This is a genomic window from uncultured Salinibacterium sp., assembly GCF_963974405.1.
Lineage (GTDB): Bacteria > Actinomycetota > Actinomycetes > Actinomycetales > Microbacteriaceae > Rhodoglobus.
This window is the reverse complement of record NZ_CAXBBH010000002.1, coordinates 276,949-292,185: the sequence shown is the minus strand read 5'-3', so window position 1 is coordinate 292,185 and position 15,237 is coordinate 276,949. Positions and strand designations below refer to the sequence as shown.

12 protein-coding genes are annotated in these 15,237 nt (G+C 60.2%); 6 read left to right on the top strand and 6 right to left on the bottom strand.

Features of this window, described 5'->3' with window-relative positions; genetic code table 11:
* The first annotated feature begins 48 nt into the window (after positions 1-48).
* Entirely contained in the window at positions 49-657 is a 609-nt protein-coding gene (locus tag AACZ26_RS09780) for a PH domain-containing protein (RefSeq protein WP_339621142.1), read from the top strand.
* An 11-nt stretch (positions 658-668) separates the two neighbouring features.
* On the opposite strand, the gene AACZ26_RS09775 is transcribed toward AACZ26_RS09780, so the two are convergent.
* The 3 genes from AACZ26_RS09775 to AACZ26_RS09765 all read right to left on the bottom strand — a co-directional run bounded on the left by AACZ26_RS09775 (position 669) and on the right by AACZ26_RS09765 (position 5,224).
* Positions 669-1,787 (bottom strand): ABC transporter permease, encoded by a 1,119-nt coding sequence (locus tag AACZ26_RS09775; RefSeq protein WP_339621140.1) that lies wholly within the window; start codon positions 1,785-1,787, stop codon positions 669-671.
* A gap of 2 nt (positions 1,788-1,789) precedes the next feature.
* Entirely contained in the window at positions 1,790-3,334 is a 1,545-nt protein-coding gene (locus AACZ26_RS09770) for an ABC transporter permease (protein ID WP_339621139.1), read from the bottom strand.
* A 120-nt stretch (positions 3,335-3,454) separates the two neighbouring features.
* Positions 3,455-5,224, bottom strand: a complete 1,770-nt coding sequence (locus AACZ26_RS09765; protein WP_339621138.1) for an ABC transporter family substrate-binding protein — start codon at positions 5,222-5,224, stop codon at positions 3,455-3,457.
* Between the two features lie 350 nt (positions 5,225-5,574).
* Between AACZ26_RS09765 and AACZ26_RS09760 the strand changes: the two genes are divergently transcribed.
* From AACZ26_RS09760 to AACZ26_RS09740, 5 genes are all read left to right on the top strand, one after another.
* A complete protein-coding gene (locus AACZ26_RS09760) occupies positions 5,575-6,162 on the top strand; it encodes an antibiotic biosynthesis monooxygenase (protein ID WP_339621137.1) in 588 nt (195 codons plus the stop codon).
* A 31-nt stretch (positions 6,163-6,193) separates the two neighbouring features.
* The gene (hrpA, locus tag AACZ26_RS09755; RefSeq protein WP_339621136.1) at positions 6,194-10,123 is read left to right on the top strand and encodes an ATP-dependent RNA helicase HrpA; all 3,930 of its coding nucleotides are present in this window, start codon (positions 6,194-6,196) and stop codon (positions 10,121-10,123) included.
* 98 nt (positions 10,124-10,221) lie between these two features.
* A complete protein-coding gene (locus AACZ26_RS09750) occupies positions 10,222-11,076 on the top strand; it encodes a CoA ester lyase (protein ID WP_339621135.1) in 855 nt (284 codons plus the stop codon).
* Between the two features lie 55 nt (positions 11,077-11,131).
* Complete coding sequence (locus AACZ26_RS09745) at positions 11,132-12,286, top strand: thiolase family protein (RefSeq protein ID WP_339621133.1); 1,155 nt, start codon at positions 11,132-11,134, stop codon at positions 12,284-12,286.
* On the top strand, positions 12,286-13,041 hold the full coding sequence (locus tag AACZ26_RS09740) for a 3-hydroxyacyl-CoA dehydrogenase (protein ID WP_339621132.1): 756 nt from the start codon (positions 12,286-12,288) through the stop codon (positions 13,039-13,041). Before AACZ26_RS09745 ends, AACZ26_RS09740 begins: the two co-directional genes overlap by 1 nt.
* Here the strand turns inward: AACZ26_RS09740 and AACZ26_RS09735 are convergent.
* From AACZ26_RS09735 to AACZ26_RS09725, 3 genes are all read right to left on the bottom strand, one after another.
* The gene (locus tag AACZ26_RS09735; RefSeq protein ID WP_339621130.1) at positions 13,038-13,565 is read right to left on the bottom strand and encodes a hypothetical protein; all 528 of its coding nucleotides are present in this window, start codon (positions 13,563-13,565) and stop codon (positions 13,038-13,040) included. The genes AACZ26_RS09740 and AACZ26_RS09735 overlap by 4 nt on opposite strands.
* 75 nt (positions 13,566-13,640) lie before the next feature.
* Complete coding sequence (locus AACZ26_RS09730) at positions 13,641-14,120, bottom strand: GNAT family N-acetyltransferase (protein WP_339621129.1); 480 nt, start codon at positions 14,118-14,120, stop codon at positions 13,641-13,643.
* Positions 14,117-15,115, bottom strand: coding sequence for a ribonucleotide-diphosphate reductase subunit beta (locus tag AACZ26_RS09725; protein ID WP_339621128.1), 999 nt, complete (start codon positions 15,113-15,115; stop codon positions 14,117-14,119). The genes AACZ26_RS09730 and AACZ26_RS09725 overlap by 4 nt, the downstream gene beginning before the upstream one ends.
* Between the last annotated feature and the right edge of the window lie 122 nt (positions 15,116-15,237).

Sequence of the window (15,237 nt, the reverse complement as noted above, 5' to 3'; positions counted from 1 at the left end):
GTTTCGCCCTTCACCCTGGATGCGGTGTGCTCGTGGGAACATAGTTCCGTGTCGCCAAACTTCACCCTGCACTCGCGATTCGGGCGCGTACTTTCCATCGTCGTCATTGCTGCCTTTGCTGCAGGACTTATAGTCACGGCTCTTCAGGGCCGATGGCTGGATGCCCTGCAGGTCACGCCCGTCTTCGGACTGCTCGGCCTGCTCACGTGGGCGATGTTCTGGCGCCCTAACGTTCGCGTCACTGCGTCCGGCGTGAGCCTGCGCAATGTGCTGCGCACGGTTGACGTCGCGTGGCCTGAAATCCGCCGCATCGATACCAAATACGCGCTCACTCTGGAGACAGCGCATGGCACGGTTACTGCGTGGGCTGCACCCGCTCCCGGCCGTCACTCCGTGTACAGCGCCGTTCGCCAAGATGGCAAGAACTTGCCCGAATCGAGTTACTTGGCGGGCACGGTGCGACCCGGCGATCTCATCACGTCGGATTCTGGCCAAGCCGCGTTCGTCATCCGCCGCCACTGGGAACAGTTGCGAGACGACGGTCATTTGGATGCCGCGACGAGCGAGTTCTCGAAGCTGCGAGTTGCGTGGCACTGGCGCACCATCGCGGCTTTCGTTGCTCTGATTGTGCTCGGCGCGCTCACGACGCTCGTCTAGCTGCGCGGCCTTCATTTGTTGGACGTTCCGTCGCCGGGACGCGCCCCGGGAATGTACGCCTTGAAGAAGGTCGTGATTTCGGAGCCGAGGCTGCGCTGACGCGGAACTCGCTTCTGCCGAGGGTCGAATGCATCGCGCAATCCGTCGCCGATGAAGTTAATGCACAGCGCAATAATCACGATGAACAGCCCGGGCCACCAGAACAGCCAGGGCCGAGTCTTGAACGCTTCGTTGTATTCGCTAATGATCTGCCCCAGGGAGATATCCGGCTGGGTAATGCCGAATCCGAGGAAGCTCAGCGACGTCTCGAGGAGGATGACCGCGCTCATCAGCAGTGTTGCGCTGACGACGATCACGCCGACGGTGTTCGGCAGGATATGGCGGAAGATGATGCGGAAGTCACTCGCACCAGCAACCCGCGCCGCATCAACGAACTCCCGCTCGCGCAGGCTCAAGAATTCGGCGCGCACGAGTCGCGCCATTCCGGTCCACGCGATGAGACCGATCATGACGGCCAGCAAGAACGCATCACCACCGATCGTGCGGCCCAGCACGGCGCCGAGCACGAGCAGCGGCACGATGATGATGACGTCAGTGATGCGCATGATGAGCTGATCGATCCAACCGCGGTAGTACCCTGCGAGCGCACCGAGTACGACGCCGATGACGGTCGAAATGATGCCGACGATGAAGACGACGTTGAGTGACTGCTGCATTCCGCGCATGACTCGCGCGAAGACATCCTTGCCTGTGTTGTCTTGACCGAAGGGGTGCTCGCCGAAGCTGAAGGGCCACCACGTGAAAGTGGGGGCACCGCCCGGCAGAACGATGTCATAGCGTTCCCACCACGTGGAACTCCACCAGCCGGGGATACGGAAACCGTCAATAATCAGGCGAGTCGAGGATGCATCGGGGGTGAGTTTGCCCGTGCCGCCGATGACAGTGCCCACCGAAGTAAACGCGAGAAGCACGAGGAAAATCAACACAAATACTGAGATGACCGCGCCACGGTGTTGCAAGAAGCGGCGACGCACGATCGCACCTTGGCTGAGTCCGACGGTCGCACGCTGCTCAATACTGAGTTCTTGGCCCACCGACTGTTCGTCGGCTAACGGGTTCTTGTCGGTCATGATCAGCTCACCCGAATTCTGGGGTCAAGGGCCGAGTACAACAGGTCGGCGACAACGTTGAAAATTACGGCGAGAATACCGGTGACGAGGAAGAAGCCCATCACGAGGTTCACGTCGGTGCGATGAAGACCCTCATTGAAGAGGGAACCCATGGCCTGCCAGGCGAAGACTCTTTCCGTGATCACTGCTCCACCAATAACCGCACCAAAATCGAGCGCAATGATGGTGGCGATCGGAATCATGGCATTGCGGAAGGCGTGACGCATAACGACCGTCCGTTCGCCGAGGCCCTTGGCCCGAGCGGTGCGCACGTAGTCCTGATTCATGACATCCAGCAGGCTGGCGCGAGCGTAGCGCGTGTAGGCCGCGAGCGAGATGATCATGAGCGCGATTGTGGGCAGCAGCATGTGGGTGAGCGAATCGAGCATGTTCAACCACGTGTCATCCACGCGTCGGATAGCGGGCGTCGAAGCCCCGATCGTCGCGATAACACCATTGCTGAGCGGGATGCGCGCCACGTACTCATCCCAACGGATAAACATCTGGTCGAGCACGAGCGGGATAACGCCCAAGCCTCCGACGAGGCCCGCAGTTCGCGCAATGACCGCTTTGCCGTCGCCTCCGACCAGCAAGCCGACCACGATGCCCAGCCCCGCCATGATCGCGATAACGAGCAACACGGTCCACGCACTGTTGAGGTAGTAGAAGAGGAACTGGAACGGCCAGCTCAATGCGATCGTCAGCACGACGACGATTCCTACTGCGAGCAGAGCTCGACGGTTGTGGAACCCGGTCGAGGTGAAGAGCACGACCGCCGCCGTCGCCACGGACATCAGCGCAATACCGACGTAGCCGATCGACGGGCTTTCGAACCAGCGAGTCACGTCGAGCAGAATGAGCAACGCGGCTATTCCACCACCAACACTGAGAAAAGCGATAACACGCGTTCGCAACTCTCCGCCGACGACGGCGGAGGCGATGAAGCCCATGATGAGCGCGACAAGCACAATCGACCACCACGGCATGACGGGATCACCCAAGAATTCGTTGAAGCGAATAGCGCCGAATTCTTTCAGCAGTACCGCCACCCAGAAGATCGGCAGCGAATAGAAGACGAAAGTAAGGAAAGTGACCACGTAGTCGTACCCGCTGTACTGACGAAGTGCGGTGGTCATTCCGATAGCAACGCCGATCACGATCGCAAGAATCGTCGCGGCGAGAACGAGTTGGAGAGTGGAGCCGAGCGCTCCGCTGATGGCTTCAATCACGGGCTGTTCGCCTCGCGCAACTGAAATACCGAGGTCACACTGACCGATGAAGCAGGCTCCGACACCGCCAAGCCACGAGAAGTAGCGCAGCACCGGCGGTTGATCGAGATTGAGGACACCGCTCAAATACTTGATCTGGTCTTGAGCGCTGGGGTCTCGACTACCCCGGAGTTCTTGAAGCGGATCACCGGAATTCGCGGTGAGAACGTAGACGACGAACGAGGCCACAAGAAGCACAAGAATAGTGGCCACGAGGCGCCTGGCGACAAAGGTCAACACCGGGGGTCCTCATTTCGGGGGCATGACAGTACGGAACAAAAACAGTGCCGCTGGGCGGCAGAGAACGTGTGCGAGGTGGGCCGGGCTTGAAGCCCGGCCCACCCTTAAGGCACTACCGAGTTATTCAGCGTCGGCCGGTGCCCACTCCCAGAAGTTCCAGAAGTAGGTCGGCGACAGCGGACTCGGGCTGACGTTGGTTACTGAGTTGTTCCACACGGTGATGCCGGGGAACTGGAAGATGGTGACGCCGTAAGCGTCATCCCATACCAGCTTCTCGACCTCAACCTGGATCTCGTTCTGGGCCGCAGGGTCCAGCTCGGTCTCGAGGTCCTTGAGGAGACCATCAACGGTGGTGTTGGAGTATCCACCGAAGTTGCTTGGCTGATCGGTACCGAGGTACTGGTCGGAGCCGGTGAGCGCGAGGCTCGTCGACTGCCACGCGAAGATGGTCGCGTCGTGCGGGTTAATCGGCATTGCTTCTTTATCGGTGAAGGCCCACGTGGGTTCTGAGTCGTCGACAACCGTGAAGCCGGCAAGTGCTGCCGACTGCTGGATGAACTCGAACTCGGTTGCACGACGCACGTTGCCCTCGGGGTACCAGAACTTGACCTCAACAGGAGTCGTTACTCCGGCATCAGCAAGCAACTGCTTGGCACCGTCAACATCGACCTCGGCGTACGCATCCGAACCGTTGCTTGACGCAATTTCGTCATATCCGGGAGCACCGGGGATCTGCAGGATCGAGTCGCGCAGAGTCGCATTGGGGTTGAGCGGCGTGATCAGCTTGTCGAGGATTTCCTGGCGAGGAACAACCTTGAGGAATGCCTGACGAACAGCCTTTGCCTTGTCTTCATCTCCGCCGTAAGTGGCGGGGTCGAAGGGGCCACCGTTGTTGAAGGTGAGGTCAATGTGCTCGTAGGTGGCCTCATCCGCGGTGACGTAGTCGGCGTTGTCGAGTCCCTTGACGAGCTCAAGCACGTCGGGGGTCGGCTGGCCGGCAGCAATCTGCACGTCACCGTTCTCGATGGCCTGAACCTGAGCGGTCGAGTCCTCGATCTGGCGAACGATGATGCGCTCGTACTTCGGCGAAGGGCCCCACGTGTAGAGCGGGTTTGCCTTCAGCGCAACGTACTCGTTCTCGACGAGCTCGTCGAGAACATAGGCACCGCTCGACAGCGCAACAAGTTCATTGTCCGGCGTGCTCGGGGCCTGGTAGGCGTCGTTCCATGCCTTGGCTACTGGGGTGAGCCATTCGACGTCATCGTTCTGCACAGCCTCGACGAATTGCGACTTGGCCTCATCAACATCGGTGATGTCGGGGTACGCAAGCTGAACAACACCGTGGGCGGCAACGCCGAGGTCGAACTGGATCTCCCAGTCAACGTAGGCCTTGTCGTAGACGATCGTGATGCTCTTGTCGTCGATCTCTGGCATCGCAGAAGCGAGGTCGCCACGCGGGTTGGCGTGGGTGAAGAGCGGAGCGTCGTCTGCATCCTTAACACCGGCGAAGATGGTGGTCCACGCGAGCAGCAAGTCAGCGGAGTCGATGGGGGTTCCATCCGACCACGTCACATTGTCGTTGAGTGTGTACTTGACCGTCAGCGGGTCATCGCTCGTCTTCTCAAACGATCCGAAGTCGGTGTTGCGAACAAGCTCTGGCTTGTCGTTGTAGTACAGGAACGACGAGTTCATCATGTACAGCACGACTGCGTTCGCCGTGTTGTTACCTGCTGCACTGCTTCCGTTGAAGTTGTCGATCAGGTCATTCCACGCCACTGTAATTTCGGTGTCGGCAATAACTTCGGACTCATACGGCGGAGTACACCCTGTAAGGGCGAGAGCTCCAGCCGCGAGCACAGCTATGACAGCTGAGACGCGCTTCTTCTTCATCTTTCCTCCAGTAGAAAGGTGGTCGAGGGGACGGCATAGACCAATCCCATGGCCGCCATTACACCCCAAACCTGAACACTGAGGCAAGGAAAACTGACGATTCGCACAATTTGAAACAAGATCGACATAATCGTGCGTCAGTTAACTGTCGTTAACCCACAGAGGGGTGATGCGCGGATGAGCGAGGGTAGGGCGGGAGCCACATTTGTTGACGCTACAGAGGTGTCGTGGTGTCGCAAGAACTTAACATCAGCCAAGACTGAGCGGCGAGCATCCGCCGTAGAATTGAACACAGCCAAGCCCACACCGGCTGTCACTGTTGCCGCTGGACAACAGAAAGGAGTGCGCTGATGCCCCCAGAGAACGCCCCCATCACCATTTCTATTGAACGCACCGTTGACCCCGCGCGCATCGCCGAAGCCACCGCCTGGATGCAAACAGGCATCAACCTTGCCACCAGCTACCCCGGCTTTCTTGGCTCAGGCTGGGTGCGTGCCGGCACCAACAGCACCACATGGCACATGCTGTACCGATTTGCGGATGATGCAGCACTCTTGCACTGGGAACAATCCCCCGAACGTGCGTGGTGGCTGCAAAGCGGCAGCGGGTTCGTGCACGATCAACGCACCGAACGCCGCACCGGAATCGAGGGCTGGTTCGATGAGCCAACCGAGATCACCGTTGAACATGCAGGCACGAGTTCTGGCGCGCCTGCTGCTCCCCCGCGGTGGAAACAAGCGGTCATCATTTGGCTCGGGTTCTTTCCGCTCAACCTGCTCTTCACCTACGTCGTCACCCTGCTCGTTCCGGGGTGGGATGCACTCCCGATCCTCGTGCATGTGCTCATCACCACTCTGTGCCTCACGCCGATCATGACCTACCTACTGCTGCCCGCAGTGACCCGGATGCTGCGACGCTGGTTGTCGCCGACACCCTAGTTACCGCCCACAGCAAGTAAGCTGAAGGGCTATGTCTGCATCAGAGGTTCACTCCGCCAGCACCGCAGCCGCGCTGCCCGCTGACGTGGTGGTGACATACCCGCCTGAGCTGCCCGTCAGCCAGCGCAAAGACGACATCCTTGCGGCCATCCGCGATAACCAAGTCGTGATCCTTGCCGGCGCGACCGGTAGCGGGAAAACCACCCAGCTACCCAAGATTTTGCTGGAACTCGGCAAGACATCCATCGGGCACACGCAGCCGCGAAGGATTGCGGCGCGAACAGTTGCCGAGCGCATTGCGGAAGAACTCGGAACCGAGATGGGTGACCTCGTCGGTTACCAAGTGCGATTCACCGACCGTGTGGGCAAGAACACTCGCGTGAAGCTCATGACCGACGGCATTTTGCTCAACGAAATTCACCGAGACCGCGACCTCAAGAAGTATGACGCGATCATCATCGACGAGGCCCACGAGCGCAGTCTCACGGTCGACTTCTTGCTTGGCTACCTCAAGCAATTGCGGGCCCGACGCCCCGACCTCAGCATCATCATCACGAGCGCCACGATCGATCCCGAGAGCTTCTCGAAGCACTTCGACAACGCACCGATCATTGAAGTGTCTGGCCGCACCTATCCGGTCGAGATTCGCTACCGCCCGCTCGTTGCCGAAGAGCTGGAAGCAGACGACGCCGAAGAAGAGGCCGCGAACCGCGCCGACCGCGACTACCTCCAAGGCATCAATGACGCGCTCGACGAACTCGCGCTCGAAAGCGACGGCGACGTGCTCGTATTCCTCTCGGGTGAAACCGAGATTCGGGATGCCGAAGAGGCGATTCGCGGCCGCATCAGCGGTGGCGGACTGCACGAAGGCACCGAGGTGCTGCCGCTGTACGGCCGCCTGAGCGCCGCCGAACAACACCGAGTCTTCGAGTCACGACGCACTCCCGGCACGCGACGCCGGATCGTGCTGGCCACCAACGTCGCCGAAACCAGTTTGACTGTGCCCGGCATCCGCTATGTCATCGATGCGGGAACGGCGCGCATCAGTCGTTACAGCACGCGCGCAAAGATTCAGCGATTGCCGATCGAAGCGATCAGCCAGGCCAGCGCCAATCAGCGCTCCGGGCGTTCCGGTCGAACGAGTAACGGTATTGCGATTCGGCTCTACTCCGAAGAGGACTTCAACTCTCGGCCTGAGTTCATGGAGCCCGAGATTCTGCGCACCAACCTTGCGGCGGTCATCCTGCAGATGGTGTCGCTTGGCCTCGGCAACATCGCCGAGTTCCCCTTCCTGCAACCGCCAGACTCGCGCGGAATCAAAGACGGTCTCGATCTGCTCACCGAACTTGGCGCGGTCGAGAACATCGCCGCAATTCGCAGCACGAAAACCTCATCGAGCGTCAACGGCCCCCGCACCGCGAATGGCGCCGCGAAGGAAGCCGCGCCGCGAATCACCCGCATCGGCAAGCAGCTCACGCAGTTGCCCATCGACCCTCGCCTTGCCCGCATGGTGATCGAATCGAAGCAGCACGGCACCACGCGCGAAGTGATGGCGATCGTCGCGGCCCTCAGTATTCAAGACCCCCGCGAACGCCCCCTCGATAAGCGACCGCAAGCCGACCAACAGCACGCCCGCTTCATCGACCCCACGAGCGACTTTCTCACCCTGCTCAATCTCTGGAACTATCTTGAAGAGAAGCAGAAAAAGCTCTCGGGCAACCAGTTTCGACGTATGTGCAAAAGCGAATATCTCAACCATTTGCGCGTGCGCGAATGGCACGATGTCTACCGACAGTTGAGCCGAATGGCCAAACCGCTCGGGCTAGTGATCGGTGACGTCCACTCGAACCCCGACGGCATCCATCGTTCACTGTTGGCTGGCTTGCTCAGCCATATTGGCCTCAAGGATGTTGCGAAGCGCGACTACATCGGCGCGCGTCAGACCCGCTTTGTCATCTTCCCCGGCTCGGCTCTCGCCAAGAAACAGCCCAACGCGATCATGAGCGCCGAGCTCGTGGAAACGAGCAGGCTCTTTGCGCGCACCAACGCCGCGATTGACCCCGTCTGGGCTGAGAAGCTCGCCGGCGATCTCGTGAAGCGTAGCTACTCAGAGCCACACTGGGAGAAAAAGCAGGGAGCCGCCGTCGCGTTCGAACGTGTAACGCTCTATGGAGTCACGCTTGCCGCCCGCCGCCGCATCCAGTTCTCTCGCGTTGACTTACCCGCCGCTCGTGAACTCTTTATTCGTCATGCGCTCGTCGAGGGTGAAGACGACCTAACTAAGCGGGACAAGCGTGTGTGGGGCTTCGATGCCTCCAACCGTGCCCTGCGCCGCGACCTCGAACAACTCGAAGAGCGCAGCCGCCGACGCGACATTCTGCACGACGACGAAACAATCTTTGAGTTCTACGACAAGCGCATCCCCGCCACCGTTGCCTCGGTGCGCGACTTTGAGGGCTGGTGGAAGAAAGCCCGTCACGACTCCCCTGACCTGCTGACCCTCACCACCAACGATCTCCTCGAAAACGCGGATGACGCCGAAGTCGACGAGAACGCCTTCCCGTCCACGTGGGTGCGCGGCGATCAAACGCTCAGCCTGACGTATCGCTTTGAACCAGGAACTGACGACGACGGCGTCACCGTCGCCGTGCCGCTGCCGCTGCTTGCCGGCCTTCGCCCGGAAGGCTTCGATTGGCAAGTACCTGGACTGCGCGAAGAGCTCGTGACGGCGCTGATCAAAGCGCTGCCCAAGCCAATCCGCCGCAACGTCGTGCCCGCGGCCGACTGGGCTCGTCGCTTGCTCGAAAATGCTCCCACCGATCCGACCGCTGCGGCCCTCGACGACGGCCCTGGCCTGACCGAATACCTCGCTAAAGAGATCACCCGCCTGACCTATGTGAGGGTGGTGGCATCCGACTTTGAACTCGAGCGAGTTCCCGCGCACTTGAAAGTGACCTTCGCTGTCATCGACGAACGCGGCAAGAAGGTCGGAGCCAATAAGTCGCTGCGCAGCCTGCAGGCAAGCCTCAAGCCGGTTGCCCGCGAGAGCGTTGCTCGTGCCGTTGAGGGCGCCGACAAAGGTTCGACAGAACGGGCGGCCACCACTCTCGAACGCTCAGGAATCACCGCGTGGGACTTCGGGCACCTCGATCGATCGCGCGATACCAAGCACGGCGGCAACACGATCCGCGCCTACCCTGCCCTCGTGGATGACGGTGACTCGGTCTCCATTCGCCTCATGTCGACGCCCTACGATCAGGCCATCGCGCACCAGGGCGGTGTGCGCCGACTCTTGCTGCTGGCGATTCCCTCGCCGCTCGGCTACATCAACGAACACCTCACCGGCAACGAAAAACTAGTGTTGGCGCAGAGCCCGTATCGCTCCACGAATGCTCTCTTCGACGATTGTTTGCGCGCGTGCGTTGACTCTGTGGTGGGAGATCGCGAGATCTTCGCGCAAGCCGAGTTCGAGGCGCTGCGCAACGAAATTTCGGCAGGACTGGTCGACTCGCTCTTTGCGACAGTATCGCTCGTGGCATCCATTGTTTCGGGCACGCGACTGGCCGATAAAGCGATCCGGGCCGCCACCAGCATGCACCTCATCGCGCCCCTGGGCGATGCACGTGAACAGCTCGACGCGCTCGTCTATCCGGGCTTCGTTTCGGCCACCGGGCTCACTCAACTACGCCGCGTGCCCGTCTATCTCAAGGGCATTGAGCATCGCGTTGCGAAACTCACCGAGAATCCTGGTCGCGACCGTGGTTGGATGTCCGAAGTCGAGTTGGCGACCCGTCGCTACAAAGATGCCGGCGGAACTCTTCCGCTTGAGCAGCATCCCGAGCCACAGATCGCTCGGGCGCGTTGGATGCTCGAAGAACTGCGGTTAAGTCTTTTCGCCCAGCACTTGGGCACCGCCGAATCGGTGAGTGTGCAGCGCATCGCGAAAGTGCTCGCTTCCTAAAGCCGCATTTTCAGCAGCAGACCGCCGCCACAAGTTACTCTTGAGGCTGCGAGTGGCACGAAATCGTGGCCTCTCTACTGAAAGAAAGCAGCTCACGCGTGTCCGAAAGCACCACCGACCACCCGACCACCCACGAGGTTTCCGCCGAGATTGCGCGTTCGTGGCTCTTGGTCGCCGCGACTCGCCCCGAAAGTTTTGATGCTGCCGAGCGTTCGCGCGCCGACCAGATCATCCTCGACGTTGAAGATGCTGTTGACCCGCGCCTCAAGCCCGCAGCGCGCGATTCGGTTGTCGAATGGTTGAGCAATGGTGGCAGTGGTTGGGTGCGCATCAACGACCGCGCCTCCGATTTCTGGTCAGACGATGTGGATGCCCTCGCCGGTCTTCCTGGCCTGCGCGGCGTCATGCTCGCCAAGGCCGAAGCAGCAGCTCATGTGTCAGAGACCTTTGACCGCCTCAAAGGAATCACGCCCGTGATTGCACTTGTCGAGTCGGCACTGGGGATAGAAGAAGCCGTATCGATCGCTCGTGCTCGCGGCGCCTACCGCCTCGCGTTCGGCAGCGGCGACTACCGTCGCGACACTGGCACGAGCGCAGACGACCTCGCCATGGCCTATCCGCGCTCGCGCCTGGTTATCGCCAGCCGCGTGGGCAACCTGCCCGGCCCCATCGATGGCCCGACCGTCGGTACAAGTCACCCGGTCCTGCGCGAGCAGGGTGGCATGGCCGTCTCTCTCGGCATGACCGGCAAGCTCTGCCTCGACATTGAGCAGTTGCCGATCATCAACGAAGTAATCAGCCCCACTCGCTCAGATGTTGCGTGGGCTCGCGAATTCTTGAACGACTTCGAGGCTCGTGGCCGCGTCATCCGTGACGGCAGCGACTTGCCCCGCCTAGGTCGCGCGCAGAAGATCGACAAGCTCGCTCGCGCGTTTGGTGTCGAACCCGCGTAAGCCCGTAGTTGTTGTGGCTCTTCCCCGCATCTGCACCCGCGGTTAGGGTTGAGCCATGACAACGGCAGTCATTGTTGACGCAATTCGTACGCCCTCGGGCCGGGGAAAGCCCGGCGGAGCACTCTCTGCTGAGCATCCGGTCGATCTGCTCGCCACGGTGCTTCAGGGGCTGCTGAGTCGTCACGATCTCGATCCCTCCACGATCGACGATGTCATGGCGGGCTGCGTGACCCAGTCGGGGCAGCAGGCAGTAAATATCGCGCGGAACGCCATCCTGGCGGCAGGACTACCCGAGTCAATTCCGGGAACCACGATCGACCGCCAGTGCGGCTCTAGCCAACAGGCGGCACATTTTGCGGCCCAATCGGTGATGGCCGGAGTCAACGATGTCGTCATCGCGTGCGGCGTCGAACTCATGAGTTCTCACCCCATCGGCCAAGCAACGCTCGGGCAGGCCGGGCTCAGCCCGATGCTCCACGAACGCTATCCCGAAGGCCTCGTGCATCAAGGAATCTCTGCCGAGCTCATCGCCGCTCGCTGGGGGCTCGACCGAGACGATCTCGATGTCTACGCCGCCCTCTCCCATGCCCGCGCTTCCGCTGCTGACTTCGGCAGCGAAATTTTGCCCATCGGCAACCTCAGCACTGATGAGACGATCCGACCGGGAACCTCCGCCGACGGGCTTGCCGGTCTCAGTCCCGCCTTTTTTGATCAGCAGATCGCCGACAGATTTCCTGAGATCACGTGGCGCGTGACCGCCGGAAACTCATCGCCCCTCACTGACGGTGCCTCGGCAGTGCTCATCATGAGCGAGGAGCGTTCGGCCGCTTTCGGCCTCACACCGCGAGCACGATTCCACTCTTTCGCCGTCGTGGGATCGGATCCGATCGAGATGCTGACCGGGATCATTCCTGCAACGCATCGTGTGCTTGCGCGCAGCGGCATCCGGCTCGACCAACTCGACAGCATTGAAGTCAATGAGGCTTTCGCCTCTGTCGCTCTCGCCTGGTTACACGAGTTTCCGGTCGATCCGGCACTCGTGAACCCCCGAGGAGGCGCCATTGCCCTCGGCCATGCTCTCGGCTCCTCAGGCACTCGACTGCTCACCACTCTCGTCAATCACCTCGACACCACCGGCGGCCGCTACGGACTCCACGTGATGTGCGAAGGCGGCGGCATGGCTAATGCAACCCTCATCGAAAGGTTTTAATGAAAATTCAGGATGCCGCAGCGCTCATCACCGGTGGCGCCAGTGGACTCGGCTTGGCCACCGCTCGCGCTCTCGCCGCGCACGGTGCGCAGGTCACCATCGCCGACTTGCGCAGCTCTCCTGGAGTCGAGATCGCCGCCGAACATGGCTTCCGCTTCGCTCCCACCGATGTGCGTTCGGAAGCTGACGTTCAGGCTGCCGTCGACCTCGCAGCGTCGGTCGCTCCGCTGCGCATTGTTGTCAACTGCGCTGGGGTTGCGACTCCGGGCAAGACCCTCGGCCGCAAGGGTGTGCTGCCACTCGACACCTTCGAGACCGTCATCGGTATCAACCTCACAGGCACCTTCAACGTCATTCGCCTTGCGGCCGCCGCAATGGTCGAAACCGAGCCTATCGAGGGCGAACGCGGTGTGATCGTGAACACGGCATCGGTGGCAGCGTTTGACGGCCAGATCGGCCAGCCCGCCTACGCTGCCTCCAAGGCAGGAGTGGCCGGGATGACGCTGCCGCTCGCGCGTGAATTTGCCGCCTCCCTCGTGCGCGTCATGACAATCGCGCCAGGCATCTTCGAGACTCCGATGATGGCGGGGTTACCGCAAGAAGCGCAGGATTCGCTCGGCGCGCAAGTTCCACATCCGTCGCGCCTTGGTCGACCGGATGAGTACGCGGCTCTCGTGCAGCACATCGTCGAGAACCCCATGCTCAATGGCGAAGTGATTCGGCTCGACGGTGCAATCCGTATGCAGCCGCGCTAGTACTCACCCTCGGCCGATTCCTGCAGCTCGGCGAGGTTGATAGTACGCAACTCACGCAGCCTAGTTTCACGGTTTTTTTGGTACTGCGGATCAGCGGCAGGAATGTACGCATCACGAAGCTTGGCAATGATGGCTGTTCCGATTTCACTCCACGCCAACTCGCGGGCTTCATCGATGATGTTCGAAATTAACTCGCCGTCCATGGATGCTTGGCGAAGCCCCTCGGTGAGGCCCTCCTGCACGTCACGGTTGCGTTCCGTGCGCGTGACCTTGAGCAGTCGTTCGGCTTGGTCAGCGAGGTGATCGAACTCGACATGAACAAGACCGGCCAAAGCACCGTCGTCGTAGTCAAGGTGATCACGAGCGGCATCCACAATAATGCGGTTTTTCACTGCCATGCGCACCGCGTTGCGCGCAATGAGCACGCCCTCCTCGACAACACGTTCGATGGGGGCCTCTTCAACAGGCTCGGGCGCCCTAAATTTGCCCAAGTTAAGGCGCGGGCGCCGCCGGAAAAGTCTCACAGTGCAATTGTTTCGAGTTAAGTGGATGAAGGCTATCCCCCATCCGATGAAGCTTAGAGTGCCCGCCTGAACGAGCTACAAGGTTTTCTCATAGCAGACGCCGAACGGGATGTCAGCGTAGTGGCCAAAAGCCTCGATACGTTGATATCCAAGGCTCTCATACAACGCCATTGCCGGCAGTTGAGCATGACCCGTCTGCAGCATGAGCGACCGGGCGGAATCCTTGCGGGCCACACCCTCCAGCTCATTCATCAGTCGCCGGGCCGCGCCTTTGCCACGATGGCGTGAATCGACAAACACCTTCTTTACTTCGAGGGATTCACCGAAAGGTCGAAGCGCGGCGTGGCCGATAACAGTATCGTCATCGAGCACGAGCAGCGTGTGACTGATGTCGTCAGGCGACACCGTCAACGCAGCATTTACTGCGTTGCGGCCCGCCTCATCGAGGGCGGCCTGACGATCTGCGTACATCGCAGTCGTCTCGACCTCCATCAGTTCACGCTGTGCAACCGCTCGTGGGTCTAGCCAGTTGACCCACTCAACGGTCAGGCTCACTCCGTTTTTACTTTGGTGGTTGCCGACGCGTTTGCCTCGTAGGAGGTATTGGTCGACTCAAAGAAGTTGACGAGCTCAAGAGTGTCGTTGGCTGTTGCCATCCACTTGGCCGGGTTCGACACCTTGTAGTGCGGCTCGAAGCCGAGCTCTTCAAGGCGACGATCAGCCAGGTACTTCACGTACTGGTTGATGTAGTTAGCGTTGAGGCCGAGGATGCCACCGGGGAGCAGATCGTGGTTGTAGGCCTCTTCCATCTCCACAGCATCCAAGATCATCTGGCGAATTTCGTCAGCGAACTCTTCGGTCTGCAACTCAGGGTTCTCTTCAAGCACCGTGAGAATCAAGTTGATACCAAACTTGAGGTGCAGGCTCTCATCCCGAACGACCCAGTCCATGAGCGAACCGAAGTTGCGCAGCAGGTTGCGCTGGCGGAAGGACAGGGCAACCATGAAGCCCGAGTAGAACCAGATGCCTTCAAGCACCACGTTGTAGGCCACAAGGTTGCGGATGAAGTCTTGCTTGCCCTCGATGGTGTTGATGTCGAGAGTCTGTTCCGTCATGCGACGGATGTACTTCATCTCGAACTCTTCTTTGCGAGCCATCGATGGCACATCGACGTGAGAGTTGTAGGCCGCTTCGCGATCGATGGGGAAAGTTTCGAGAACATACTCGAAGCTCATGCAGTGGTTTGCCTCTTCCCACATTTGCTTCGCGAGATACAACGAGCACTCTGCGGCCGAGACGTACGGGTACACACCGAAGGCCAGCGCCTTGTTGACAAGCAGCTCATTGGGGTTGAAGTAACTCATGAGGAAGGTCACAGCGTGACGTTCTTCATCGGTCATCTTCTTGAAGTCAGCAATGTCTTCACCGAGCTGAATCTCGTTAGGGAACCACGTGTTGGCCACAGCCTGGTCATACAGATCCATCGCCCATTGGTACTTAATTGGCTTCAGCAGGAGGCCATCTTGCAGGCCTGTACCTAGAATTCCCATTCCGGTTACTTCTTCTCTCTCGATTGGTGCTCGATGTGTGTGGTGGGGAGAACACAACGGTGTGGTGTCGCGTTTCCCGGGTAAGGCTACTGAGGGCTGCTCTTACTGGCAGCTATCGCACT